Source organism: Polaromonas aquatica (assembly GCF_042659145.1).
Taxonomy (GTDB): Bacteria; Pseudomonadota; Gammaproteobacteria; order Burkholderiales; family Burkholderiaceae_C; genus Polaromonas; species Polaromonas aquatica.
Genome location: NZ_JBHSRS010000005.1, coordinates 108,083 through 133,100, shown reverse-complemented (window position 1 = coordinate 133,100; position 25,018 = coordinate 108,083). Strand labels below are relative to the sequence as shown.

27 protein-coding genes are annotated in these 25,018 nt (G+C 61.3%); 12 read left to right on the top strand and 15 right to left on the bottom strand.

Features of this window, described 5'->3' with window-relative positions:
- Positions 1-108: 108 nt before the first annotated feature.
- Together ACFQND_RS02935 and ACFQND_RS02930 are read left to right on the top strand one after the other, a co-directional pair.
- Positions 109-1,068, top strand: coding sequence for a LysR family transcriptional regulator (locus ACFQND_RS02935; protein ID WP_371434524.1), 960 nt, complete (start codon positions 109-111; stop codon positions 1,066-1,068).
- A 364-nt stretch (positions 1,069-1,432) separates the two neighbouring features.
- Positions 1,433-1,816, top strand: coding sequence for a GNAT family N-acetyltransferase (locus ACFQND_RS02930; protein ID WP_371434523.1), 384 nt, complete (start codon positions 1,433-1,435; stop codon positions 1,814-1,816).
- On the opposite strand, the gene ACFQND_RS02925 is transcribed toward ACFQND_RS02930, so the two are convergent.
- Positions 1,813-2,637 (bottom strand): dienelactone hydrolase family protein, encoded by an 825-nt coding sequence (locus tag ACFQND_RS02925; RefSeq protein WP_371434522.1) that lies wholly within the window; start codon positions 2,635-2,637, stop codon positions 1,813-1,815. The genes ACFQND_RS02930 and ACFQND_RS02925 overlap by 4 nt on opposite strands.
- 92 nt (positions 2,638-2,729) lie before the next feature.
- On the opposite strand from ACFQND_RS02925, the gene ACFQND_RS02920 reads away from it, so the two are divergent.
- The gene (locus ACFQND_RS02920; RefSeq protein ID WP_371434521.1) at positions 2,730-3,716 is read left to right on the top strand and encodes a GlxA family transcriptional regulator; all 987 of its coding nucleotides are present in this window, start codon (positions 2,730-2,732) and stop codon (positions 3,714-3,716) included.
- A gap of 384 nt (positions 3,717-4,100) precedes the next feature.
- The gene (locus ACFQND_RS02915; protein ID WP_371434520.1) at positions 4,101-4,949 is read left to right on the top strand and encodes an intradiol ring-cleavage dioxygenase; all 849 of its coding nucleotides are present in this window, start codon (positions 4,101-4,103) and stop codon (positions 4,947-4,949) included.
- Positions 4,950-4,956: 7 nt separating this feature from the next.
- On the opposite strand, the gene gshA is transcribed toward ACFQND_RS02915, so the two are convergent.
- Positions 4,957-6,555 (bottom strand): glutamate--cysteine ligase, encoded by a 1,599-nt coding sequence (gshA, locus tag ACFQND_RS02910; protein WP_371434519.1) that lies wholly within the window; start codon positions 6,553-6,555, stop codon positions 4,957-4,959.
- A gap of 362 nt (positions 6,556-6,917) precedes the next feature.
- On the opposite strand from gshA, the gene ACFQND_RS02905 reads away from it, so the two are divergent.
- Positions 6,918-7,592 carry a hypothetical protein gene (locus ACFQND_RS02905; RefSeq protein ID WP_371434518.1) on the top strand — a complete coding sequence of 225 codons (675 nt, stop codon included), beginning with the start codon at positions 6,918-6,920 and terminating at the stop codon, positions 7,590-7,592.
- Between the two features lie 30 nt (positions 7,593-7,622).
- Here ACFQND_RS02905 and arfB read toward each other — a convergent pair whose 3' ends face one another.
- The 12 genes from arfB to ACFQND_RS02845 form a co-directional block, all read right to left on the bottom strand.
- A complete protein-coding gene (arfB, locus tag ACFQND_RS02900; RefSeq protein WP_371434517.1) occupies positions 7,623-8,033 on the bottom strand; it encodes an alternative ribosome rescue aminoacyl-tRNA hydrolase ArfB in 411 nt (136 codons plus the stop codon).
- Between the two features lie 31 nt (positions 8,034-8,064).
- Positions 8,065-8,520 carry a type II 3-dehydroquinate dehydratase gene (gene aroQ, locus ACFQND_RS02895; protein WP_371434516.1) on the bottom strand — a complete coding sequence of 152 codons (456 nt, stop codon included), beginning with the start codon at positions 8,518-8,520 and terminating at the stop codon, positions 8,065-8,067.
- A gap of 34 nt (positions 8,521-8,554) precedes the next feature.
- On the bottom strand, positions 8,555-9,634 hold the full coding sequence (locus ACFQND_RS02890) for a Gfo/Idh/MocA family protein (protein WP_371434515.1): 1,080 nt from the start codon (positions 9,632-9,634) through the stop codon (positions 8,555-8,557).
- A 70-nt stretch (positions 9,635-9,704) separates the two neighbouring features.
- Complete coding sequence (locus tag ACFQND_RS02885) at positions 9,705-10,928, bottom strand: lyase family protein (protein WP_371434514.1); 1,224 nt, start codon at positions 10,926-10,928, stop codon at positions 9,705-9,707.
- Between the two features lie 53 nt (positions 10,929-10,981).
- Positions 10,982-11,875 carry a sugar phosphate isomerase/epimerase family protein gene (locus ACFQND_RS02880; RefSeq protein WP_371434513.1) on the bottom strand — a complete coding sequence of 298 codons (894 nt, stop codon included), beginning with the start codon at positions 11,873-11,875 and terminating at the stop codon, positions 10,982-10,984.
- Between the two features lie 11 nt (positions 11,876-11,886).
- Positions 11,887-12,792, bottom strand: a complete 906-nt coding sequence (locus ACFQND_RS02875; RefSeq protein WP_371434512.1) for a VOC family protein — start codon at positions 12,790-12,792, stop codon at positions 11,887-11,889.
- Between the two features lie 23 nt (positions 12,793-12,815).
- Positions 12,816-13,580, bottom strand: a complete 765-nt coding sequence (locus tag ACFQND_RS02870) for an ABC transporter ATP-binding protein (protein WP_371434511.1) — start codon at positions 13,578-13,580, stop codon at positions 12,816-12,818.
- 2 nt (positions 13,581-13,582) lie between these two features.
- Entirely contained in the window at positions 13,583-14,341 is a 759-nt protein-coding gene (locus ACFQND_RS02865; protein WP_371434510.1) for an ABC transporter ATP-binding protein, read from the bottom strand.
- Entirely contained in the window at positions 14,338-15,345 is a 1,008-nt protein-coding gene (locus ACFQND_RS02860; protein ID WP_371434509.1) for a branched-chain amino acid ABC transporter permease, read from the bottom strand. The genes ACFQND_RS02865 and ACFQND_RS02860 overlap by 4 nt, the downstream gene beginning before the upstream one ends.
- Positions 15,342-16,217, bottom strand: coding sequence for a branched-chain amino acid ABC transporter permease (locus ACFQND_RS02855; protein WP_371434508.1), 876 nt, complete (start codon positions 16,215-16,217; stop codon positions 15,342-15,344). Before ACFQND_RS02855 ends, ACFQND_RS02860 begins: the two co-directional genes overlap by 4 nt.
- A gap of 98 nt (positions 16,218-16,315) precedes the next feature.
- Complete coding sequence (locus ACFQND_RS02850; protein WP_371434507.1) at positions 16,316-17,512, bottom strand: ABC transporter substrate-binding protein; 1,197 nt, start codon at positions 17,510-17,512, stop codon at positions 16,316-16,318.
- Positions 17,513-17,549: 37 nt separating this feature from the next.
- Positions 17,550-18,518: a shikimate dehydrogenase family protein gene (locus ACFQND_RS02845; RefSeq protein WP_371434506.1), complete on the bottom strand. Its 969-nt coding sequence runs from the start codon at positions 18,516-18,518 to the stop codon at positions 17,550-17,552.
- Positions 18,519-18,704: 186 nt separating this feature from the next.
- Between ACFQND_RS02845 and ACFQND_RS02840 the strand changes: the two genes are divergently transcribed.
- The 3 genes from ACFQND_RS02840 to ACFQND_RS02830 all read left to right on the top strand — a co-directional run bounded on the left by ACFQND_RS02840 (position 18,705) and on the right by ACFQND_RS02830 (position 20,539).
- A complete protein-coding gene (locus ACFQND_RS02840) occupies positions 18,705-19,496 on the top strand; it encodes an IclR family transcriptional regulator domain-containing protein (protein ID WP_371434505.1) in 792 nt (263 codons plus the stop codon).
- A 159-nt stretch (positions 19,497-19,655) separates the two neighbouring features.
- Positions 19,656-20,084: an EamA family transporter gene (locus ACFQND_RS02835; RefSeq protein WP_371434504.1), complete on the top strand. Its 429-nt coding sequence runs from the start codon at positions 19,656-19,658 to the stop codon at positions 20,082-20,084.
- The gene (locus ACFQND_RS02830) at positions 20,081-20,539 is read left to right on the top strand and encodes a DMT family transporter (RefSeq protein WP_371434503.1); all 459 of its coding nucleotides are present in this window, start codon (positions 20,081-20,083) and stop codon (positions 20,537-20,539) included. The genes ACFQND_RS02835 and ACFQND_RS02830 overlap by 4 nt, the downstream gene beginning before the upstream one ends.
- Before the next feature lie 17 nt (positions 20,540-20,556).
- Here ACFQND_RS02830 and ACFQND_RS02825 read toward each other — a convergent pair whose 3' ends face one another.
- The gene (locus ACFQND_RS02825) at positions 20,557-21,474 is read right to left on the bottom strand and encodes a LysR family transcriptional regulator (RefSeq protein ID WP_371434502.1); all 918 of its coding nucleotides are present in this window, start codon (positions 21,472-21,474) and stop codon (positions 20,557-20,559) included.
- A 146-nt stretch (positions 21,475-21,620) separates the two neighbouring features.
- Between ACFQND_RS02825 and ACFQND_RS02820 the strand changes: the two genes are divergently transcribed.
- The 4 genes from ACFQND_RS02820 to ACFQND_RS02805 all read left to right on the top strand — a co-directional run bounded on the left by ACFQND_RS02820 (position 21,621) and on the right by ACFQND_RS02805 (position 25,013).
- Positions 21,621-22,361: an enoyl-CoA hydratase/isomerase family protein gene (locus ACFQND_RS02820; protein WP_371434501.1), complete on the top strand. Its 741-nt coding sequence runs from the start codon at positions 21,621-21,623 to the stop codon at positions 22,359-22,361.
- Between the two features lie 168 nt (positions 22,362-22,529).
- Complete coding sequence (locus ACFQND_RS02815; protein WP_371434500.1) at positions 22,530-23,555, top strand: Bug family tripartite tricarboxylate transporter substrate binding protein; 1,026 nt, start codon at positions 22,530-22,532, stop codon at positions 23,553-23,555.
- Between the two features lie 46 nt (positions 23,556-23,601).
- On the top strand, positions 23,602-24,624 hold the full coding sequence (locus ACFQND_RS02810) for a Bug family tripartite tricarboxylate transporter substrate binding protein (protein WP_371434499.1): 1,023 nt from the start codon (positions 23,602-23,604) through the stop codon (positions 24,622-24,624).
- A 59-nt stretch (positions 24,625-24,683) separates the two neighbouring features.
- On the top strand, positions 24,684-25,013 hold the full coding sequence (locus ACFQND_RS02805; RefSeq protein ID WP_371434498.1) for a carboxymuconolactone decarboxylase family protein: 330 nt from the start codon (positions 24,684-24,686) through the stop codon (positions 25,011-25,013).
- Positions 25,014-25,018 lie beyond the last annotated feature (5 nt).

Here is a 25,018-nt window from a genome sequence, read left to right as displayed (position 1 = left end):
CTCCGGAATGTGGCATGCCTGCTAATCTAGCAGCCGGTTTTCATGATGTATATTGAATTGTTCATATCAATTGATATGGAATTTTGATAATTCATCTGAGCCACAACCATGACACTTTCATTGCGGCAACTGGAAGCCTTTGTGGCGGTCTGCGACGAAGGCAGCTTCAGCAAGGCAGCGCAGCGGATCCATATTTCGCAGTCCGGGCTGAGCATCCTGGTACGCGAGCTCGAGTCCAGCCTGGGTACGCGCCTGTTCGACCGCAGCACACGTCACGTGCTGCTGACCCGCGCAGGCGAGGAGTTCCGCGCGCCTTGCATGCGCCTGCTGGCAGATCTTTCTCGCGCGGTGGGCAATGTCAAGGCGCTGGAGGCGCGCCAGCGCGGGCACGTGGTGGTGGCAGCCCCGCCGCTTCTCGCCGCCAGGCTTTTGGTCGGCATGGCCCAGGTGTTTCGCACCGAGTACCCCGACATCACGGTGGGCTTGCTTGATATCCCGGCTGAGTCCATCCTGCAGCGCCTGCAGGCCGGTACCGTCGACATAGGCTTCGGCGCATTCGCGAGCGACCAGCCGGACTTCGCCGTCGAGCCGCTGATGCGCGGCCCCCTGATGGCCTTGCTGCCCAAGACCCATCCGCTGGCCAGCCGGCGCACCATCCCCTGGGCGCAGATGGCGTCGGCAGGCCTGGTGATGCAGGCGCCGGGCAACCCGTTCCGCGCCGACCTGGACCGGGCCTTCGCCCGCCTGGGCCTTGAGCCCGTGGTGAATGTCGAGGTGACCCAGCTCAGCACGGTCATCAGCCTGGTGGAGGCCGGGTTCGGCGCGGCCATCATGCCGCCCTACGCGGCGCTGCTGCCGGCCAACCGCAAGACGGTGATCCGCCCGATCAGCGCCCCCCACCTGCCGAGCGAAATCGTCATGGTGACCGATGCACTGCGCGCGCCCTCGGCCGCATCGCAGGCTTTCCGGGAAATCGCGCACAGCGTGGTCCGCAAGATGCGCAAGGCGGCCTCCGACGGCGGGCGCACCAGGCGTGCAGCGGCCATCAGCGGCGACCCGGCGGACTGATCCCGGCACAAGACGGTGCCCGGCGGCACGGTTCCATCTATTCGTGCATATTTATTACTCTATTGTTATAAAAAATATACCAATCAAGACCTAGACTGGCTGCAAGGAATTACAAAAAGAAGAACAGCAGAACGCACACCCGAAGCTGGCGGGCCGCCAAGTCCGGCAAGTTTTCCGGGCAACTGATTTTCAGGAGACAACATGCATCGCAAGCTATTTTCCCGTTGCGCCCTTCCCGTGCCGGGGGTGCTGACATCACTGGGCAGCAACGTGGTCCAGCCCGAAACTGGAACTGCAGGCCGCAAATCAAATCGCGCACGGAGGCGCCCTGTCGGGGGAACTGCCGCGCGACCGCATAGCGGCCATGATGGCCGACATGCCTTTGGTGGTGGCACGTGGGGAACAGGGCGTACTCGGTTTTCTCATGACCACCACACGGGCCATGAATGCCGATTTTCCCATCATTCGCACCATGCTCGCAGCCTACCCGGGCTCCGCTGACGCCTATGTCTACGGACCGATTTGTGTCGCAGCATCGGAACGCTGCAAAGGCCTGGCGCGGGCACTGTTTCAGGAACTGCGCCGCCTGCAGCCTGACCGCGAAGGTATTCTTTTTATCCGCCGTGACAACGCACCATCAATCCGTGTACACCTGCGAATGGGCATGCACGAGGTGGCTGGGTTTGAAATGAACGGTATTGGGTTTTCCGTCATGTCCTTCATCGGCCAAGCCCAAAACAGGCTCTAGTCCCGGGGCATCAGGCGCCGAGAAAAGAACGCCAGAATTTCGTCCCGTGCAGCCAGCGTAGGCTGGCCCGCCTCGTCAATCAAATGCGCTGTCACCACGCTGTGCGGGCTTGTCACATGCTGCGCGAAAAACGGCGGCACCTCCCGGTTGGCGGCACTGTCCGGCAACACGCGCCCCACGAAGCGCTCGCCCAGTGCCTCGGCATAAGCCGCAAAACGTTGGGCCCGGCAAAACCTGTCGCCTTCAAAACGGTAGGCCAGCACCGTGAGGTCTTCCCGCTCCAGCCGCTGATGGACAGCCGCGAGTTCCTCGGGTGCAATCTCCAGGCCGGCCGGGTCGCTGAGCGGCAAGGTCGGCTGGGACAACACCGGCGCCAGCACCGCAGGCTCCAGCATCATCGAGAGCGCAAAGTTGCCGGTGAAACACATGCCAATGGCACCAACGCCGGGGCCACCGCATTCCTGGTGGGCCAGCCGCGCCAGCGCGCGTAGCCACTGCGTCACAGGACTCGACTGGTTTGCTGCCAGTGCGCGGAACTCGGCGCTGACACAGGCGCGCTTGAAGACTGCCGCGCCCTCCTCCGCGCTCGCTACCGCGCCGTCCCGGCCAAACAGCGAGGGCATATAAACGGTGAAACCCGCATCACGCACCCAGCGGCCAAAACGCGCAACCTGCGGGCTGATGCCCGGCATCTCGGTCATGACAAGCACGGCCGGCCCTGCACCGGTCACGTGTACGGTTTTGGTCACGCCATCGAGCGTGATCTGGCGGGGCGTGAAATCTTCGAGGGCATCGTCCTCTTGCATGCTGCGTTGTGGCATCTGGCACCTTGGTGATGGAATGCCACCATTGGATGCGACAAGCGGCTAGACTGCCAGTGTCGATTTAGACATGTTTAAAGCGTTTTCAGCCAATGACTGATTTCACCATTCTGCTTCTCCCCGGTGCCTACGCCAGCAGCGTGGCCGCCACGCTGGATGTCCTGCAGGCAGCGGCCGCCCTGGCACCGCGCCTGAAACTGGCACGCCCGACCTGGCGCGTGCTGTCGGCATCCGGTGGTTCCGTGCCGCTGAGCTCAGGCATACAGGTGGGCACCACCGCCCTGCCCAAACGGCATGGACCCAATGCAGGGACATGGATTATTCCCGGCCTTGGCCTGGACAGTCCAGGTGCGATCACCAAGGGTTTGGCCAGCGCGGATGCGCAGCGGTTGGTGCGCGCCGTCGCCTCGCATGCCGCCCTGGGCGGCCGTGTCGCGGCATCCTGCTCGGCGGTTTTTTTGCTGCAAGCCGCCGGCCTGCTGCCCGGGCGCCGGGTCACCACATCCTGGTGGCTGGCGGCTGAGTTGCAGCGCATGGAGCCGCTCTGCATCGTCGATGCCAACCGCATGGTTTGCGCTGACGGTCCGTTGAGCACGGCCGGCGCGGCTTTCGCGCAAACCGATTTGATGCTGCACCTGCTGCGGGTCCAGTTCGGCGTGGCCCTGGCAGACGCCGTTGGGCGCATCCTGCTGATAGACGGCCGGCAGGCGCAGGCGCCTTTTGTCGTGCCGGCCATGCTGTCCAACGGAAACGAACTGGTCGCCCGCCTGGTCAAGCGCATCGAATCGGCCCTGCCCCATCCACCCAGCGTGCAGGCCCTGGCGCAGGAGTTTGCGATGTCCCAGAGAACACTGTCGCGGCATGTGAAGGAGGCCACCGGCAAAAGCACGATGGCACTGGTACAGAGCGTCCGGCTGAACCGCGCCCGCATGCTGATTGAGTCCAGCCGGATGAGCATAGACCGCGTGGCCGGACAGGTGGGCTACGAGGACGCCACGGCACTCAGGCGCCTGATGCGCAAGGTGACAGGTGCCAACCCCAGCCGGTACAGGACTGCGGGGCTGAAGGCTGATTTTTAGCCAGACAGGCCTTCAAGCCTTACACCACCGGCGCAACCGGCTACTCTATTCATAGCAAAAAAAGCGTACCCCGTCCCTCTTGCCGCCATGGCGCCGCACTGGCGTCCGGCCGTGCCGGTTCTTCTGCCCACAGAATTTCGTCCAAATCAGGGTGAACAAAAGGGTTTTGATCTAGGACTTTAGTCGGATGCGCGCAGGGTTTGCAGCCACCCGGATGCAGCAATGCAAGCTACCGAAGGCAATGGGAAGGCGTCCCAACAGACTGGTGTCCCGCACCAGGAGCGGCAGCCATGGTATTTACACCGGGCAAACAATCGCCATACAGTCCGTATACATGGCGAAATCACACTGCCTGAACCCCGCCCCTGCTCACCGGAAGCCTCCATGAACTCTCAAGACAAGCCTTCAAGCTCCCACAAAAAACTCAACCGCCGCCACTGGCTGGCGTTTGGCGTAGCGAGCGCCGGCGTAACCGGATTCGTCACGACCGGCACAAATGCAGCCACCGGCAAGGCCGGCGCCGCAGCCCTGCCGCTGACGGCACAGGCCACCGAAGGCCCGTACTACTTTGACGCAGGCAAGGTACGCGCCGACATCACCGAAGGCCTGCCCGGCGTGCCGCTGGACATACGTTTTGCCGTGATGGACAGCAGCGGCGCCCCTGTGCCCAATGCACGTGTCGATGTCTGGCACTGCAACGCCGCCGGCATTTATTCCGGTTATGCCGGCCAGGGCGACAGCCGCAATATATCCGCCGTGGGCGTGACCTTTTTGCGCGGCACACTGACCACGGGTGCCGATGGCCTGGTTGTCTTCCGGTCTGTCTATCCGGGCTGGTATGAGGGCCGCACCACCCACATCCACTTCAAGGTGTTCAGCGGCACACGCACACTGCTGACCTCGCAATTTTTCCTGCCGGATGCATTGAGTGAATTCCTCTACACCAACCTGCCCGGCTACAAGAGGCAGCAGGTACGCGACATCCTCAACCGCAATGACGGCATTGCACTGATGACCGGCAGCACGGTACTGGGTACAGTGCGCGAGGAAGCTGACCGTTATGTTGCCTCGCTTGACCTGGTGGTGGACCCGCTCGCCAGCCATACGGCCCGCAGGCCGCCGGCCTCGAGTGAACGCCTTGGCCCGCCTCCGGGCAGCCCTGGCCGCGACAGGCCCATGACTGCCGCCGAGCGCCTGTCAGCACTGGTACCTGCGGCTTCCGCCCAAAAATAAATCCAGCTCAGGCCTGGACCGGCGTGGCAGCCGACAGCCCCAGGCGCTCGGCCGAGACATATTGCTCGCGGTAAATTTCAAACGGCATGGTGTCGCCGGCTTCTATCTTTTTCTGCTCGGCGATGGACGTCTGCGACAAGGCAACATAACGTGCCTGCTGCTCGTCACTGAAAGGCAGAGCGAGCAAGCTCGCCTGGGTCTGCAGCGCCTGCGCGCGCACAAAACGAATAAACGAGTTGTCAAAGTCCTGGGCCATGGCCGCCAGCACGCGGGCCGAGGGTGTGGTGTCGGGCTGGGCCAGGCGGTCGGCGGCGCTCTGCAAGGCATCGCGGTAGTCGCTGCCGCCTTGCGCCGCATCCAGCGCATCGGCGATGGGGCGGCATTGTGCGATCACCTCGGCGCCCCAGCCTGTCAGCAACACTTCCTGGCCACCACGCTTGAGCGTGAGGCCGGGTTCGCGGCCGCGTGCGGCGGTGTGGTGCTGGTTGAACTTGAGTTCGGCAATTTCTTCGGGCGTGTCCGGCGGGCTGTCGGCCAGCAAACAGTGCAGCAAAAACACGTCCAGAAAACGCATGGTTTGTGCGGTGATGCCCACGGGCTCGAACGGGTCCAGGTCCATCAGGCGGACCTCGACATATTCGACGCCGCGTTCACGCAGCGCATGCAGGGGACGCTCGCCCGGGAAGATCACCCGTTTGGGCCGGATGGTGCCGTAAAACTCGTTTTCGATCTGCAGCAAGGTGGTGGCGAGCTGGTTGTAGTCGCCACCCGGGTTGCGGATGCCGACCGCTTCGTAGGCCGGATACGGCCGGGTCAAGGCGTCCTGCAAGGAAGCGCCGTAACCTTCCAGGCTGTTGTAGCTGACGGCCAGCGAGGCCTGGGCGTCACTCTGGTAACCCAGCCGGCCCATGCGCAGCGAGGTGCCATGCGGCATGTACATGGTGCTGCCGTTGAGCGGCTGAAGCTCATGCTGGCGGCCGGCCACAAAACTCGAACAGACGGCCGGCGATGCACCAAACAGATAGAGCAACAAAAACGCCTGGCGACGGAAGTTGCGGATCAAACCAAAGTACTGCTCGTTGGTCACCTCGGGCAAGGACCAGTTGTAGTGAATGCCCGAGATGGTCTGCATGCGCCGGCCATAACGGTGGGAGAGGCCCATGCGGTAGACACTTTTGGCACGGCCGACATTGGACGAACCAAAACGCGCGATCGGAATGGTTTCGTCCGTTGGCAGGTTACAGGGCATGCTCGACACCCAGAGCATCTCGTCGCCCAGCGCCTGCATGCTGTGGTAGGTGAACTGGTGAATCTGCGTGAGTTCTTCCAGTGTGCGGGCCACGTCCTTGTGGGCGCCGGTAACCAGTTCGATTTGCGACTCGCTGAAATCGGTGGTGATGCAAGGGTGCGTCAGGGCGGAACCCAGTGCCGCCGGGTGCGGCGTCAGGGCCAGGCCGCCGCCGGGCTGGGCGCGCAGGCTTTCTTTTTCAATGCCGCGGCGCATGCCTTTGAGCCGGGCTGGCGCAAGGGCTTTTACACGGCTTTCCAGAAGATCGTACTGAGGATCCCGCGTTTGCGCGCCCGCAGGCTGCTGCAAGTTGTTCATATTGTCATTCCCCCAGATATCTTGAATTGGGGTGGAAGTTATCACAGCCCAGCCCTTCACGCTGACGCAGGCCTGTTTGCCTGCACAGACGAATGTGATCCCCAGGCCCCGCATGCACGACCTGCTGATTTCAGGTTAGGCTTGTTTGGGCTGAAATCCAGGGGTTTCAGGCAGAAACACCTCTGAAAGACCCTCAAAATGTGCAAAAACCATGCCCATCCAGGTCAGATTTTGAGCATTTTCTGCTTGGCTCGACGCCCCAATAGGCATAAAGTGTCTGCTGACACCTTCGCGTTAAAAATACATCCGACTAAACCCGGACTGAAAAAGCCGGGAATCGGGCTGCACCAGGGCCTATTCAGATGAAAAATTTTTTCAAGCAATGGTTCGGCGACTCCAAAAGCGCGCCCGCCCACAGCCAGCCCGCCCCCAGCCGTTCCCCCTGGGACAACCCGCTCACCATAGAAGACGGCTCCGAAAACGCCACGCGGCGCCAGCTGGTGCAGGTGTTGATGCGCGACGTCCTGCGCAAAAGCGGCATTCCCCCTCAATGGATAGATTGCCAGATGCTGCTGGTATCAAGCCGCACCCGCGGCCAGGGCATGTATGTGCGGCTCGTCATCAAACACTGGGACAAGCGCCTCATGAACTATGCCTTTGCCTTCCAGCAGGCACTGCTCGCCGACATCAGGCACTTCGAACCCAGGGCAGAGGAATGGCTGCACGGTATTTCCTGGCAGTTCGAAGTGGAAGACAGCTGTCCTTACACGGTCCTGCCGGGCAGGACTTACTGGCAGGAGCAGCATAAACACAATGTGGCCGAGGAGCCGGCCAGCCCCTTTCCTGCCGCAGTCGTGGGCTCACCCGGTTTGCCGGGGCAGGCTTTTGAGTCAACGCAGCCAGATCCAGCAACCGACCCGGCACATGATCTCGAACGCCTGTTCGCGATACGTGACCGGGAACTCGCCAGGCAGGCCGCCGAACGCGTCACGCCAGTCGTAGGCTACGAAAAGACACAGCCGTCGTCATTGCTTTAAACAAGGCCAAAAGGCTTTTAACGAACCGGCTTACTCATCCACCCTGCCCCGCAGGCCCTTGATGGCTGAACGCTGGCTTTTGCCTTCCAGACGCCGCTGTTTTGAACCGTAAGTCGGTTTGGTTGCACGCCTGGCCTTGGGCGGCGAGGCCACGCTGTTGATGACTTCCTGCAAGCGCTCCAGCGCATCGCTGCGGTTCATTTCCTGCGTGCGGTGCTGCTGGGCCTTGAGTACAAAAACGCCCTCCTGCGTGATGCGGCTGTCGTTCAGGGCCAGCAGGCGGTCCTTGACGGCATCCGGCAAGGACGAGGCAGGAATATCAAACCGCAGGTGAATCGCGCTGGACACCTTGTTGACGTTTTGCCCGCCCGCGCCCTGTGCGCGGATGGCACTGAACTCAATCTCACGCTCATCGACCGGAAATTTCGGGGGCGTCGTCATGCATCAACGCTCCACCCACCAGCCAAGCATTTCAGGCAGGCTTGGTAATTTCAGCCAGCGCGCCAATCGCCAGCGCATAGCCCTTGACACCAAACCCGGCCATCACCGCTTTGGCCACCGGCGATATATAGGAATGGTGGCGGAAAGCCTCGCGCGCATGCACGTTGCTGATATGCAGTTCAATCAGCGTTACACCCGAGCCCTTGATCGCGTCGTGCAGGGCCACGCTGGTATGCGTGTAGGCACCGGCATTGAGCACCACGCCGATCAACGTGCCGGCAGCCTGCGCCCGGCCGGCTTCCTGGATGGCATCGATCATCACGCCCTCATGGTTACTCTGGCGGAAATCGAGCTTGAGGCCGTGCGCTTTGCAAGCGGCTTCGGACAGCGCCTCGACATCGCCGAGGGTTTGCGAGCCATACACCGCGGGTTCACGGGTGCCCAGCAGGTTGAGGTTCGGGCCATTGAGGACAAGCACTGTTTTCATTGAATGTATCTTTCGGCTGGTTTTTATTCGGGCGTCATGCGAGGTCCTGCAGGGCAACGGTTTTGCCGGTAGCTATCGACTGCCGTACGGCTTCCACGGTCAGCAGGCTCTGCAACGCATCGGACACGGTGATTATCGGCTCTGCTTTGCCCTCGATCAAATTGCAGAAATGCTCAAGCTGTGCGGCCAGCGGGTCTACCGCCTCAAGCGGCAAGACCTGTTCGACAAAAGGTGTCCACCAGCCCGGCTCCTTGCCGTCCTTCGCATAACTCCAGGTGCGCAATGTCGGCACGGCGATGGAGCCCTGCGTGCCGGCGATGAAGTAACAGTCTTCGGACGGGTAACGCGGATAGGCGGTGTTCTCGCCCGAGGTTTGCTCCCAGCTGCGCGGCGCGGCCACGGAGTCCGACAAGGTGAAGGTGCCAATGGCGCCGCTGGCGAATTTGAGCGTCATGACGGCTGAATCCTCCACAGCAAAATGCCGCACGGCATTTGAGGCTATGGCATGCACCGACTCGATCTCGCCGCATAGGTAACGCAGGTTGTCCATCTCATGGATCAGGTTGATCAGTATGGGCCCGCCGCCGGCCTCCTTGCGCCAGGCGCCCTGCTCAAAGTAGCTGTCGGGTTTGTAAAACTGCGCGCTGCCCATGACCGTGACCACACGCCCGAGTTGCCCGGACTGTATTGCGCGCTTGGCCAGTTGCAGGGTACTGCTGTGGCGGCGGTGGTGCCCCACCAGCATGGGCACGCCGGATTTTTCCAGCGTCGCTACCAGTTGCCGGCCAGCGCTCAGCGTGTCGGCCACCGGCTTTTCAATGATGGCCGGCACACCGTGCTGTGCGCACGCCAGGGCGCCCGGCACATGCAGGTGGTTGGGCGTTGCCAGGATGACACCGTCCGGCTTGTTACCCACTTGCGCAAACAGTGCATCCAGGCTTTCAAAGTGTGCAACACCAAGGCCGGCAGCAAAGTCTCTGGACGCGGGCGTGGGGTCCACCACAGCACACAGCTGCGTGCGCGGGTTGGCTTCAATCAGTTCGATATGGCGACGGCCTATCAGACCTGCACCGGCCACGGCCAGCTGGAAAACGCGGGGGTTTTTTAGGGACATAGTGACTTCATGCTTTCAGGAAACGGGCGGCTCATGCCACCGGCTGCACCGGCCCCTCTGCCCGAAGGTCTCAGGGCAACTCCAGTGCGGCCAGTGCATTGGTGGCAAGCGCAACTTGTGAGCGTGTGAGCGTGGCCGCGTGCTGCGCCAGCGCGGGGTTAAACCATTCGTAGACTACGTCCGCAGGCAGCTCAGCGCGCACGGCATCAAGGTTGGCGCGCATGCGCTGCGTATCCACCTGCAGGCCGGACAGGGCTTGCGCCATCGCACGCGCGGAACCGTGCACCGACATCAAGAGCCCCGGCCACTCGGCCAGCTCGGCTTGCCAGTTGCCCAGCGCGCGTTCATGCTCCTGCGGCATGGTTGCCAGCAGGGCTGCAACACGTTGCGGCACACGCTGGGCGGCTGCCAACGCCACCATGCATGACACGGGATTGCGCTTGTGCGGCATGACCGATGCACCGCCGCGTCCGGGCTCCAGCGGCTCGGCCAGTTCACCCACCTCAAACTGCGCCATCAGGGCTATGTCCCTGGCGATCTTGCCAAGGCTGCCCACCAGCAAAGCCATTTCACAGGCCAGCGCCACCCATTCGTCACGCTGGGTATGCCAGGCGAAGGGCGCTTCCTTGAGTTTCAGGTCGGCAGCCATCAGCGCGGTGACTTGCGGGCCCAGTCTTTTATTACCCTTTTTCATTTGCGCCAACGTGCCGACTGCGCCGCCCAGCTGCACGCTCAAGGCATTGGCAGCTGTAGCCTGCAGGCGCTGCAGGCTGCGCACCAGCGGCGCGGCCCAGCCGGCGCATTTCAGGCCAAAGCTGGTTACCGATGCGGGCTGCATGAAAGTGCGCGCCAGCACCGGGTCTGCCGCATGACGTCCGGCCAGTGCAAGGAGCGCTGCGGCGGCCTTGTGTACGTCCTTCGCTATCATGCCCAGCGCTTCGCGCGTGATCAGCGCCAGCGCGGTATCCACCACGTCCTGGCTGGTCGTGCCGAAGTGGACAAACCCGGCCGCTTCCTTGTTGAAAAGCGCAACGGTTTCCTTCAGGCTTTTGACAAGCGGAATCGCAATACTGCCCGCGCGCACGCTCTCACGCACGATCTTGGCCACATCAAACAGATCTACCTTGCAGGTACCAATGATGGACTGAGCGGCCGAGTCGGGTATCAGCCCGACACTGGCCTGCGCCCGCGCCAGCGACGCTTCGAAACGCAGCATGGCCTCCACAATCTTGCGCTCGCTGAAAAGATCAAGCGCTTCCGGCGTGGAGAGAAAACCTTCAAAAATGCTGCTCATGTGGGCGGAGTTTTAAAAGATCAATAAACAGGCTGAAAAAAACCTCAAGCTGATCAGCGTTTCAAGCGAATTTGATTGGGCAAGGGCACGGAGCGCCGCAACACGTCCTCACCCAGCCAGAGTGCCGAGCGCCAGGCGCGCTGCGCCACCGTGGGCAAAGGCATCTGCTGGTAGTCGTCGTTGAACACTTCAAAGCTGTAATCGCCCCGGTAACCCAGGCTGTGCAGCTTGACCACCAGTTGGGCCAGCGCCTCGCTGTGCACGCCCTCCCCCGGAAACACCCGGAAATGCCGTGCCGTGGCAATGCGCTCCTCGACCGACTTGATTTCGGTCCACATGAAGTCGGCCAGTTGCACCAGGAATACCTTGGCCGGGTCCAGCATGTCCAGCTCATCCAGCGAGGTGTTGGTGGCAAACATGTGAAAGGAGTCAAAGCCCAGGCCAAGATTGGGCATGTCGGCCTCGCAAATAATGTCCCAGGCCTGCGGGAATTCATTCACCGTGCGGCCCCATGACAGGGCTTCGTAGGCAATCCTGATGTTCATGGGAATCGCCAGCATGGCCAGCTTGCGCAGGTCGCGCACCAGCGCGGCCTTGTCGCTTGTGGCATGCACCGAGGTTGATGAGCAGATCAGCAGCAGCCGGCAGCCCAGCGCGTGGCACATCTCCAGCATGGACTTGGCAATGTCCATTTTGTAGTCGTGCAGGTGCCCGGAAAGGCCTTCAAAATCGCGCAGCACCTGAAAGCCCGTGACGCGCAGGCCGCTGGCGCGCACCGCAGCCACCGCTGCATCCACACCGTCGGGATGTGTGACCAGGTCTTTCGCCGCCAGCATGATCTGCGTAAAGCCGGCCTCGCGCACGGCCTTGAGCTTGGCCTCCAGCGGGCCGGCCAGCGAGATGGTGTCCATCCCGAAATCGTCAATGTTTCCGCTGTAGTGGCTCATGGTGATGCCCCTCAACCACGCCGGTCGTGTACAAGCTCAAAGCTCACGCTGCCCAGCCAGGTCTTGGTCAGCGCGCCGCGGTCTTCGGTATGCACACCGCGCGACTCCACAAACTCCACGCCGCGCTTGGCCAGTTCGGCCACTGTCTTCAGCACATCTGCGGCGCCCAGGCCTATGCGCTGCAGTCCCTCGTCGTCTTCCACATCCAGCACGCTGGCCTCGGGCTCAATCAGCTGTATGTAAAACCTCGACGACGCCGGGCCGGGGCTGCTCAGGATGCGCCCTTTGGGCAAAATGCCAAAGCGTTGTTCGGCGGGCAGTTCGGCAAAACCAAACAGCTCACGGTAGAACTCGGCCCAGTCTTCACTGCGGTCATTGCCTATGTACTGGACCACGCCAAAAAAATGCAGGCCAGCCACTGCTGGTGGACGCTGGTCAACGGTTGGAATGGGCACAAAGTCCACGTCGTAAATTGAAAACTTGTCGTAGCGGTCCACAAAATAAAGACGGCTTTTGCCCACGCCATGAATCGCGGGGATGTTCAGCTCCATGACCTCGACACGGGGCGGTACCGCCCAGGCACCGCGCTCCAGTGCCCGGCCATAAGCTGCGGCAGCGTCGCGCACGCGCAATGCAATGGCCGCGATCACCGGGTTGTCTGTGGGTGCCGCGCCGTCCGGCAAAGCCGGCACGTGGGCATTGACAATGACATTGATGCTGCCCTGGCGGTACAGCAGCACCTCACGCGAACGATGGCGCGCCACCGGCCTGAAACCCATCATCTCCAGCACCTGCCCCAGCGCCTGCGGCTTGGAGGTCGTGTACTCAATGAACTCGATGCCGTCCAGCCCCAACGGGTTGGCCGCGTCCGGGATGGCTTCGCGAGCAGTGTTTGCAGCGTTTTTGGGGGTGCTCATGGTGTTCTCCGGTGGGGTACGGGTCAGAGCGGCAGGCTTGCCGGCGATGCGGATGCAGCGCCGGGCACATGCCCGCCGCCAAGAAAAAGCCGCTCGATGTTCGGGTCGGCCAGCAGTTCGGAGGCGTTCTTGTGCAACACCAGTTGCCCCGACTCCAGCGCAATCGCGTCATCAGAAACCTTCAGCGCACTTTTGACGTTTTGCTCCACCATCAGCACCGTTGTGCCCTGTGCTGCCAGTTTCTGCAAGAGCTTGAAGACATCCTGCACCACCATGGGCGAGAGGCCTATCGAGGGTTCATCGATCAGCAGCACCTTGGGACGCAGCAGCAGGGCCCGGCCGACTTCCAGCTGTTTTTGCTCCCCACCCGACAGCGCCGAAGCTTGTGAGTGCAGGCGCTCCTTGACGCGCGGGAAAAACTCCAGCACTTCAGGAATGCGCTCTTGTGTGGTCCTGGCGCCCAGCGTGATGCCGCCCAGCTCCAGATTCTGGAACACCGTCAGTTGCCCGAACAGGTTGCGGCCCTGCGGCACAAAGGCAACACCCTTGGCCAGCAGTGCTTTCTGCGTATAACCGGAGATGTCTTCGCCATCGAGCAGGATGCGGCCCTGACGCGGCTTGAGCAGGCCAAACAGCGTTTTCAGCACGGTTGATTTGCCCGCGCCGTTGGGGCCCAAGAGCAGCGTGATGGAGCCGCGTTTGACCTTGAAGGACAGGTTATTCAGGATCATGAAATCCTTGTAGCCCGCCACCACGTCGTCAAATTCAATGCAGATATCGTCTGCCATGATCAGTTCCCCAGATAGGCGTCGAGCACCTCTTTGTTGCCCCGAATCTCGGCCGGCGTTCCGATGGCCAGCACGCGGCCTTCGACCATCACCATGATGCGGTGGCACAGGTCCATCACAAAATCCATGTTGTGCTCGATCACCACAAACGAGGCTTTCTTGCCGAATTTCGGGTTGCGGTTCAGGTCTTTAAGCAGGGTCGAAATGCCGCCCACCAAGCTGGGGTTGACACCCGCGCAGGGCTCGTCGAGCAGCACCAGGTCGGGCTCGGCCATAAAGGCCATGGCGATGTCCACCAGCTTTTGCTGGCCGTAACTCAAGGTACCGGCCAGCTTGTCCGCCACGTGGCGAATGCGGAACTGGTCGATCAGCGCATCGGCCTTTTCACCCAGGCCAGAATCACCCGGTGCAAACATGCGGCTGAACATATTGCCCTTGTGTTCCTGCGCGGCAACGATCAGGTTGTCGCGCACTGTCATCTTGCCAAACACCTGCAGTGTCTGGAAGGTACGGCCCACACCGCGCCGGCTGAGTTCAAGCGGCGACAGGCCGGTGATGTTTTTCCCATGCAGTTCAATCGAACCTGCATCGGGGCTGATCTGCCCCAGCACACTGTTGAACATGGTGGTCTTACCCGAGCCGTTGGGGCCTATCACCCCGAATATCTCACCGGGCATGACTTCAAAAGACACGCCACCGACGGCCTGTATGGCCCCGTAGGCTTTCTTGAGACCGTTAACTTTCAGCAAGGCCTGGCTCATGATCCGGCTCCAATCCTGCTCGCGGCAGCAGCGCGTGCGCTGGAGGCCGCACGTGCTTCCCGCTTGGCCCGAATGCGGTCGGGAATGCTGAGCAACCCATCGGGCAACCAGACCATCAGCAGAACAACGGCTACACCGAACATCGGCAAATACCAGTTGGCAACATAAGGCACGTCGCGCAGCCACTCCGGCAATACCACACCCACCGCAGCACCGATGACGGGGCCAAGGAAGTACCCGGCACCGCCAACCACCACCATCAGGTACATCATGATAGAAGCCGCCACATTAAAGGGCGCGGGTTCTATGAACTGCACCAGCGAAGCAAACAGCGCACCGGCAACACCGGCAAAGGCCGCGCCTATGGCAAAACTCAGCAGCGTGTAGTTGCGGATGTCCACGCCCAGGCTTTCTGCGCGTATCGGGTTGTCACGCAAGGCCTTGAAAGCCTTGCCCCAGGGCGAGCGCAGCAAACCCCACAGCAGGCCGGCCATGACGAATGTGACAGCCAGCACAAAGTAGTAATACGCCAGGTTGCCCTCCATCGGGTAGCCAAACACCGATGGCCGTGCAATGTTGTTGATGCCGAAGGTGCCGCCCGTGAGCCACTCCTCATTGCGCATGACCAGCCAGATCGCGGTGTTGAAACCCAGCGTGGCAAACGCCAGGTAAATCGCCTGCACCCGCAATGCCGGAAAGCCCAGGATCAGCCCCACCGTAAAACAGATCAGTGCTGCCATGGGCAGGCCCAGCCAGAAACTGAAACCCGCCTTCATCAGGATGGCGACGGTGTAGGCGCCAATCCCGAAGAAGGCGGCATGGCCCAGGGATTTTTGCCCGGCGTAACCCAGGGTCAGGTTCAGGCCCATGGTGGCGATGATAAAAATAAGCCAGTAGGTCAGCAGGTAAATGCCGTAATTTTTGAGAAATTGCGGTGCAATGAACACCAGCAAGGCGCCCAGCACGGTCAGCACCAGCGCAATTTTGTGGTTGAGCAGCTTCATACCTTGCGCTCCTCTTTTTTACCCAGCAGGCCTTGCGGCTTGAAGAGGATGACGACCATGAAAATGATGAGCGCAACAGCGTCCTTGTAGGCCGGTGAGATATAGGCGGACGCAAGGTTCTCGGCGACCCCCACGATCAATCCGCCTAGCAGCGCACCGCGCGAGTTGTTGAAGCCGCCGATGATGGCAGCGAAAAAGGCCTTGGTGCCCAGGCCTTCGCCCATGTCAAACTTGGCGAGGTAGGTCGGCGTCACCAGCAGCGCTGCGGCAACGGCGAGCACGGCGTTGATGGCAAAGGTGTAGAAAATCATGCGCGGCACGTTGATGCCGAGCACGGAAGCGCTTTCGGTGTTTTGCGCCACGGCCTGCATGGCGCGGCCCGTCACTGTTTTGGCCAGGAAGGCCTGGGTACCCATCACGATGATGAGCGCCAGCGCAAAGGTGCCTATGTCCTGCAGCGTGATCGTCACACCGGCAATGTTGTACAGCTTGTCGGCAAACAGGCTGGGAAAAGGATGGGCTTCGGCGCTGTAACCGGCGCGCACGCCATTGCGCATGGCAATCGACAGGCCTATGGTGGCCACGACGATGGGCATCATGCCGTATTTGAGCAATGGATCCACCACACCGCGCTTGAACAGCCAGCCCAGCACCAGCACCGCGAGCAGCACGGTCAGCACAAAACTCACGGCCATGGGCGCACCCAGCGAGATGAAGCCGAGCATCATGAACGCCGGCAACATCACGAACTCGCCCTGGGCGAAGTTGATGGTGCCGGAGGCCTGCCATAGCAGGGTGAAACCCAGTGCCGCCAGCCCGTAAATGCTGCCGGTCGCCAGGCCCGAGAAAAAAAGTTGGAGAAAGTCTGTCATGGGAAGGTCCGTTCTGATGCAACAGCGTTCACGCCTGCCGGCCGGCTTGCCCGGCGCGCAGGCGGCGGCTGGCCCGCATGGCCAGCCTGAACTTCAGCTCACTTCTTGCCGGCAGCCTGCGCCGGCAGGGTCTTGCTCACATCCTTGGTAGCCGAACCCAACGGCGGCACCATGTCGATCACCTCCTGCTTGCCATTTTTCACCTGAACGATGAAGCTCATGCGGTCCAGGTCGCCCTTGTTGTCGAACTCGGTGTACATCAGCGCGCCGGGGTATTTGTCGGTGTTGACCTTCAGGCCTTTCATCGCTTGCGCCACGGCCTTGCGGTCCAGCTTGCCGGCCTTTTCAATGGCGGCCTTGAGCACGTAAATGCCGGAGTAACCTTTCATGCCGTTGTGGTCGGAAACGTATTTGTAGGCATCTTCGAACTTGGCCTTGAAGGCGCGGATGGCGGGCACGGGGGCATCCACCGTCAGGCCCACGTGGGCAATCGCGCCGTTGGCAGCGTCACCGGCAAGGTCTATCACTTTCTGGCCCGTCAAGGTGGTTTCCCCGATCACGGGTTTGGTCCAGCCCTGCTTTTTCAGCTCGCGCAACAGGCGGGCAGATTCGTCTTCGTTGGAGTACGCAAAGATGCCGTCGGCGTTGCTCTGCTTGGCGCGCAGCACTGCGGCGGAAAAGTCGATCTGGCCGGACTCGGTGGAGATTTCGGAAACCACCTTGGTGGACGAATTGGCCAGTGCCTTCTTGATGGAGTCCAGGCCACCCTTGCCGAAGTCATTGTTCACGTAAATGATCGCAATGCTCTTGAGCTTGGCCACATCCGTCATGTAACGCGCGACCTTGGGCATGGCCGTGTCCTGCGTGAAGCTGGTGCGGAACACATAGGGGTTGCCCTGCTGCGTGATGCTGGAGGCTTCGCCACCGGTGAAATTGGGTACTTCGGCACGGCGCGACTCGGCCATGCTGACCATGATGGAGCCGGAGAACACCGGGCCGAAGATGGCAAACACGTTGTCATCAATCGCCTTTTGCGTCAGGCCCTTGGCGACGCCGGGATTGCTCTGGGTGTCGGCCGTGGTGGTCTGGATTTTCTTGCCCAGAATACCGCCGGCAGCATTGATTTCCTTGACGGCCAGTTCGACGCCGTTCTTGAAGTTGGTGCCTGCCGTGGCGCCCGCGCCGGACAACTCGACAATGTTGGCGATCTTGATCGTATCTTGTGCAAAACCGGTTGTTGCGCTCACAGCTATCGCGCAAGCAGCTATCAATTTAAGAGCAAATCGTTTTTTCATGGCAGTCTCCTCTGGGTTAAAAAAGCAATAAACAAAATCAGCGGGCGGCGGGTCGTGTTTCCGCGACGCCCGAAGCAGGAACATTGGCCCTTGCCGCCGGGCGCCGGATCTCGCCGGCCATGGCAGCCGGGTACAGGTACTCGCGGATAAACGTGGCGTCCTGCCGGACCGTTTGCGCGGCATCGGCATAACCAAAAAACTCAAGGTAATCGGGCGCCTGCTGGATCAGCATTTCAAAGCCCGGTTGCGCCACCAACTGGCGCGCGCGAACAGCACGGACCAGCGGTGTCGGCTGGTTTTTCATCAGTATGTCCACCACGGCGGCGTGCGGTTCCAGGCGCGACACATCGCAGGGCAAAGGGTCACCGGACTGCAGGCCCAGCGGCGATGCATTGACGACCACGTCGTAACCTGCAGGGTCGCTGCTGCCTGCGGCCACAACCCGGGTGTTTTTGGCCTGCGCGGCGCTGGCAATGTGTTCGGCCACGGCCTGAGCCTTGCCCGGTACGGGGTCATACAGCGCGACTTCTGCAGGCGCCTGTCCACCGGCCGACTCCAGCACGGCCAGCGAGGCGGCAATGGCCGACGCACCGCCACCGGCCCCCAGGATCAACACCTTTTTGCCAGCATAAGGCACAGAAAAATAGTCCAGCGACGAGACAAAACCCTTGCCGTCAAACAGCCCGCCGTCAAGCGTCCCGTCGGGGTTGCGGCGAATACCGTTCACGGCGCCGGCAACGCGGCCATAGTCATTGCAGTGCGACAGCATGCCCATGACCAGGGCTTTATGGGGAATGGCCAGGAACATGCCCTTGATGTTCCGGGCCAGAAAGGCCGTGCGGACAAACGCTTCAATGTCGCGCGCCGCCACATGCACCGGCACCAGCACCGCGTTGATGCCCAACGTACGGAAGATCAGGTTGAACACTTCCGGCGCCCGCACCTGCTCCACCGGGTCGCCGGGAATCAGATAAACATCGGTCGTGCCCTGAATGGTGGAAAGCATGTCTGGATAAAACCTTGGGGGGTTGATAAAACTATTTGACGCAGCCGGACTGTAGTTAAAAATGAAGCTCGCCAAAAGCCAAAAACCGCCATTTGCGCGATTAACGAACAATATTGATCGACAATCGAACGAAACAAGGGTTATACCCATGCTGATCCCTGCCGCGTTTCCCCCAATACTTTGCGCATGACATCACCCATTTCGACCAACCCCAGCAGCCCGGCGCTCGACAAACGCGACTGGATTGCCGGCCTTGAAAAAGGCCTGTCCATCATTGAATGTTTTGACGATGCCAACCCGCGATTGACCGCCAGCCAGGCAGGTGCGCGCTGCGGCCTGACGCGCACCGCCACGCGCCGCTACCTGCTCACGCTGGCCCACCTGGGTTACGTTGCCAGCGACGGCAAACTCTTCTGGCTGACCCCGCGTGTGCTGAGGCTGGGTCAGTCTTACCTTGAATCTGCGCGATTACCGCGCATCGTGCAGCCCTTTCTGCAACGCGTGACGGCCGGTACCCAGGAAAGTGCCTATGTGTGTGTCATGGACGGTGACGACATCGTCTACATCGCACGCAACGGCGCCAACCGCGCCCTGAACACCGGCTATGTGCTCGGCGCACGCGTGCAGGCCCAGGTCACGGCCGCCGGCATGCTGATGCTGTCGATGCGCGAACCCGAGTGGCTGGAGAGCTGGTTCGCCAACCACGAGCTCAAGGCCTATACCTCCCACACCATCACCAGCAAGGAGCGCATGCGCGTCGAGCTGGCGCGCGTGCGCGCGCAGGGCTGGGCCATTTCAGAGCAGCAGCTTGAGCTCAACCACCGCGGCATTGCCGTGCCGCTGCGCGACCGGCATGGCAACATGGCCGGCGCACTCAGCGTGACCATGCCCATGGGGCATGAGGCCAGCGAGGATGCCGTCGCCCGCGTGCTGTCGGTGCTCAGCGAAACCGCCCAGGCGATGCGAAACCTGATCTGAGCGCTATAAATTAGATAGCTGGCTGCGCGCATTCCACCTTGGCCAGGGGCCGATTTGCTTCATATTTCACCAAAAATCGGGCTCCTGAAGCCCCTGTGAGCGCCCCGACTGGCCCGCCTGCAGCATTTGCATGAATCCCGGACAATGGCCGCACCCGACATGCAAACCAGACACTTCCTGCAACTCATCGCACTCTCCGCACTCTGGGGTGCGACATTTCCCCTCTTGCGTATTGCCAGCCCGGCCCTGGGGCCCTGGGTTGTGGCCGGCCTGCGCTGCGTCCTCGCCTCCGTCGTGCTGACCGTGCTCATGCTGTCACTGCGCGAACGCTGGCCCTTGCGCGCCGCCTGGCCGCGGCTGGCGATCCTGAGCCTGCTGACGGTGGTTGCGCCTTTTGTCCTGTTCAACTGGGCCGCACTGGCCATTCCCGCCGGTTATTCGGCGGTGCTGAACGCCACCTCGCCGCTGTTTGGCGTGCTGGGGGCGGCTGTCGCCGCGAGGAGCGGCTCACCGCTCGCCGCCTGCTGGGTTGCGCCGCAGGCTTTGCCGGTGTTGCCCTGCTGGTCCAGCTCGGCCCGGTCGCCGTGACACCGCAAGTGGTGCTGGCGGCGCTGGCCTGCACCGCGGCAGCGGCCAGTTATGGTTTTGGCGCCATCCTGATGAAACGCGCCACCATGGCCCATGACCCCTTGCCGGCCTCTGCCACCGTGCATGTGGCGGCGGCCCTGATTTTGCTGCTGCCCATGGGCATTGCAGCGCCCTCAGTTCACCCGACACCGGGCGCCATGATCGCCGTGACGGTGCTGGGCACCATCACTTCGGGGTTCATGTACTGGCTCAGCATGCGGCTGATGCGCGAGATACCGGCCAGCGCGGCCACGTCGGCGGCCTTCATGATCCCGCTGTTCGGTGTGACCTGGGGCGGGCTGTTCCTGGGTGAAGCGGTCACGGCCAGCATGTTGCCCGGCTGCGTGCTGGTGCTGGCGGCAACGGCGCTGATCACCGGGTTCAATCCCTTCAGGGGCGCGCTGCGGGAGCCGTGAAGCGCGCAGCTGGCAGATCAGGGCAACAGCACATCTTCAACACAGGCGCCTGCGGCCTTCGCAAAATAATCGAGCAAAAAGCTTCTATGCTCCTCAACGGCCGGCCCCATTGACCGCGCGCAGTTCCTGTACAGCATGAAGGGACGATTGATGACCGGGTCGCTCAACGCGATGATGCTCAGGTTGTGCATCTGGGTCATGGGCCGGACATAACCCGCACAAATCACCAGGCCGGCCCCGCTGGCAGCCAGCGCCAGGGCCGTGCTCGTGTTGTTGACCTCGTACCTCGAGTTCAGGACCATGTCCTTGGGCAATTCCGAGCGGATGCGCAACTCCGAACCCCGGCCGATAAAGATGATGGGCTCGCCGTTCAATTCGGTCCACGGCAAGGACTTCCTGCGTGCAAACCTGTGCCGGCTGTTGCACACCACATGCGGGCGTGAAGAAAAAAGTGGCGTTGCCTCAATATTCCCGGCAACCGGCACCTTGAACGTGATGGCCAGGTCAGCCTGGTTATTTTCAACGGAGCTGATGATCTGGTCGTTGGGAACATCAATCGGTTCTATCCTGATATCCGGCCACTTCTTGTGGAACGCCGCAAATATCTTCGGCAACAGCGTCCAGATCACCACCTGGGTCGTGGCAATGCGCACCACACCCGTTTTCCGGTTCCGGATGTCCTGCGCAAACAGCTCGGCCTGGCGCAGGTCAATCAGTACCTGCTCTGCATGCTGAAAGTACTGCTGGCCGGCTTCCGTCAGCGTGACACGCCGGGTGGTCCTGTCGAAAACCCGAAAGCCGAGTGTGTCCTCCAGCGAGCGGATCATGATGCTCAAGGCCGCCGGCGTCACATGCAGGGCACTGGCCGCATCGACAAAACTGCCCAGCCGCCCTATTGTCGTGAAGGCACGAAGCTGCCGGAAAGAGATGTTCATGTTCAGCCTCTTGCCTTCAATTGATAAATTAAAACTTGTTAATCATATAAAAAAACTAGCTTTTATTTATCATTACATGCTCCTACAGTTCGACCTCATCGCATGCCCGACGTGCAACACGAGTGGAAAAACCGGAGAAGAGCGCAATGACAGAAGGTTCCATCGACCTGGAGTCGAACGGCGGCGTAACAGTCATCACCATCAACCGCCCAGGCAAGCGCAATGCGCTCACGGCAGGCATGTGCAGCGAGCTGCGCCGTGCCTGGGAGACCTTTCGCGACTCGCCAGACCGGGTAGCCATTCTTGCGGCCCAGGGTGACATTTTTACGGCGGGCGCCGACCTGAACAATCCACCGGCGCAATTCTGGAAGGCCTTGCCTGAGGTGGGCGTCGATATCGGCAAGCCGGTTATCGCGGCCACCAATGGCCCTGTCGTCGGGATGGGCGTCACCATGATTGCCTTCTGCGACCTTTGCGTGGCGGGCAGCGAGAGCAAGTTCATCTACCCCGAGACCCGCATCGGCATTGCCGCCGGCCTGATTGCATCCCTGAGCGCCCGCATTCCCCACAAGATTGCGATGGAGCTCATGCTGCTGGGAGAACCCGTATCGGCCCAGCGCGCGTATGAGGTCGGTTTGGTGAATCGCCTGGTGGCGCCTGGTGCACACATGGAAGAAGCCATGAGGATGGCACGGACCATGTCCCAATCGGCACCGCTGGTTCTGAAGTTTCTCAAGGAGATGACACGGGAGACCTTGCCAAAAAGTCCCGTTGAATCCACATACCTGACCCAGGCACGCGCCGAACAGGTTGCCCTGAGCGAGGACGCAAAAGAAGGTGTGCAGGCCTTCAGGGAAAAGCGCGCGCCGCGCTTCAGGGGCGCTTGAGGCGCGAGGGACAAAGCCGCAGGCATCCCGGCAATCCGGCGCCGAAAACAAGCGTTTGAGTCCCTGAATCCTTTTGAGCGCGGAAAGATTTTCCGCAGGCATTAGGCGGCTGGCACCCGCCTGACATGGCTCTTCCAGGCATTTTTCCAGCAAATAAGGAGACAAGAAATGCAGTCAACATGCACACCGCCAGTTTCACCGCAAGCCGGGCTGCGATGCATCTTCATGCACTGCCGGACAGCCGTGACGCTGATGTGCTGCATGCTGGGGCTTGCCACGATGACACCGGCCCACACGCAAAACTGGCCCAGCCGGCCTGTCACCATCATTTCCCCCTACGCACCAGGCGGGACCAACGACGTTGTGGCGCGCCTGATGGCAGACCGGCTCCAGAAGGTCTTCGGCCAGCCTTTCATTGTGGAAAACCGCGCCGGGGCGGCCGGGATAGTCGGCTCCACCGCGGTCATGCGGGCCACGCCTGATGGCTACACGCTGCTGTCGGCAAACAATGGCTCGCTGGTGGTGCAATCGGTTGTCAAGATACCCAGTCCTTACGACCCGGCAACGGCCTTTACGCCCCTGGTCAAGGTGGCAGATGCGCCCAATTACGTTGGGGTGAGCAGCGACCTGCCGGTCCACACGGTCGGGGAGTTTGTCGCGCTGGCAAAACGCGAGCCCGGAAAGTTCAACTACAGCTCCTCCGGCAGCGGCTCTTTCGGCAATTTCATGGGCGAGTATTTCAAGCTCCAGACGGGTACGGACATTGTCCATATCCCGGGCAAAAGCAGCGCATCCGCGCTGACCGAAATGATGGCCGGACGGATTCAACTGATGATCGATCCCCAGGTCCTGCAACAGCGCAACGGCGGCAAGGTCAAGGTACTGGCAACAACCCAGAGTTCCCATGTGGAAGCCTATCCTGACCTTCCCACCATCAGGGAATCGGGAGGACCGGAACTCAACATCGTGGGATGGTTTGGCCTGTTCGGCCCGGCCAACCTCCCCAGGGAGGTGGTGGAAAAAATCGAGGCAGCCGCGCGCTCCATCCTGGCTGATCCGGAGGCCAGGAAAACACTCGCGGTTGCCGGCCTCGTGCCATCGCCCGTCTACAGCGTCCAGTTCGGCGCCATGATCCGGGACGATGTGAAGCGCTACCAGGACATCAAGATCCGCTCAAGGATGGTGATTGAGTAAGCCAAAGGCCGGTCGACGAAATGCAATACAAAAAAGGAGACAACTCATGAAATCAGCATCCACATCTGAAAGTTCCGGTCATAAACCTGTACGCTACTTTCTGCTGCGCAGCATGGCAGTTGCCGGCATGGCTTGTGCGTTGGGACTCTCGGCTCTGGCGTCCGCGCGGGCCGACACCTGGCCGAGCAAGCCGGTCACCATCATTTCCCCCTATGCGCCAGGCGGGACAAACGACATCGTGGCACGCCTGCTGGCAGACCGGTTCCAGAAAATTTTCGGCCAGCCATTTGTTGTGGAAAACCGGCCCGGTGCGGCCGGCATACTGGGCGCCTCGTTTGTGATGCGCGCAGCACCGGATGGCTACACCCTGCTCTCCGGCAACAACGCGGCGCTGGTGGTGCAATCGGTCGTCAAGTCTCCCAGCCCCTACGACCCCGCAAGCGCCTTCACGCCCCTGGTCAAGATTGCGGACGCGCCCAACTACATCGGCGTAAGCGCCGACCTGCCGGTGAAGTCGATTGGGGAACTTGTGGCGCTCGCCAGGCGCGAACCTGGAAAACTGAACTACAGCTCCGCCGGAAGCGGCTCGTTCGGGAATTTCCTGGTCGAGTACTTCAAGCTCCTGACCGGCACAGACATTGTTCACATTCCCGCCAAAAGCAGCGGGCCGGCATTGACGGAATTAATGGCCGGCCGCATCCAGCTGATGATGGACCCGCTGGTTCTGTCGCAGCGCAATGGCGGCCGGGTCAAGGTACTGGCTACAACGCAAAGTACGCGCCTGGACGCCTACCCGGACATCCCGACCATCAAGGAGTCGGGTGGCCCGGAAATCAACATTGTGGGCTGGTTCGGCTGGGTAGGCCCGGCCAACCTGCCAAAAGAGGTTGTGGAAAAAATTGACGCCGCAACACGCACGGTGATGGCCGATCCGGAAACCAGAAAAATCCTGATCGCAGCGGGCGTGGTTCCCTCACCGCTCTACAGCGCGCAGTTCGGCGCCATGATCCGCGAGGATGTAAAGCGCTACCAGGACATCAAGGTGCGCGCAAAGATGATGGTTGAGTGATCCGTACGGAACAGAAATACCCGGCAGGAAATCAGGAACTTAAAACAAAGGAAAACAGGATGTCACATTACTACGACAAAGACGACGCGAAGCATCGCATGGACATGGCCAAGGCAGCCCCGCCCGAATTTCAGGCATGGATGGCCTTCAACAACATTGTCGGCATTGAGACAGGTGCGATACCGCTGAAGTACCGGGAACTGATAGCCATCGCCGTGGCCCATGCCACTGCCTGCCCTTACTGCATGGAGTCGCATGTCAAGAAGGGCAAAGCCGCCGGCGCCAGCAAGGAAGAAGTCAGCGAAGCCATCCTGATTGCGGCCGCATTGTGCGCCGGCGCTGCAGCTGCGCACGGCGGCATGTCGATGAAGTTTTACGACCAGGCTTGAGCCGG